Genomic DNA, 302 nt, shown 5'->3' on the forward strand with positions numbered 1-302 from the left:
GTCAAACTCATTCACCCAGATGAAGTTATCCGGGAGCGTTAACGTATCGAGCTGCATTAGATTGACCTCCCCCCTGCGGTTTTCAGTGCCCGCAGCAGTTTGTTTTCATCGCCTTGGCGCACGTTCACATCCACCGAGCCGCCAGCGTATTCAAGACGGATGACTTTAGAAGGTGTGCCGGTTCGCCTTTGGGATTCGTTGACGGGTGTCGTTCGGTTTATGTCCCTGCGCCGTTCTTCCCGCTCCCGGTCTTTGCGCTGATCACGGGTTTTGCTGAAGACTCTGCGGTTCAGGCCCAAGGC

The 302-nt window shown here is 55.6% G+C and carries 1 protein-coding gene; it reads right to left on the bottom strand.

Translation table 11 applies throughout. The features are described 5' to 3' along the window. Window positions 1-56: 56 nt before the first annotated feature. Window positions 57-302, bottom strand: a 246-nt coding sequence (locus E1189_RS22085; RefSeq protein WP_196220807.1) for a hypothetical protein, incomplete at its 5' end; no start/stop codon positions are given.

Source organism: Parendozoicomonas verongulae, from assembly GCF_009711465.1.
In the GTDB taxonomy this organism is placed as follows: Bacteria; Pseudomonadota; Gammaproteobacteria; order Pseudomonadales; family Endozoicomonadaceae; genus Sansalvadorimonas; species Sansalvadorimonas verongulae.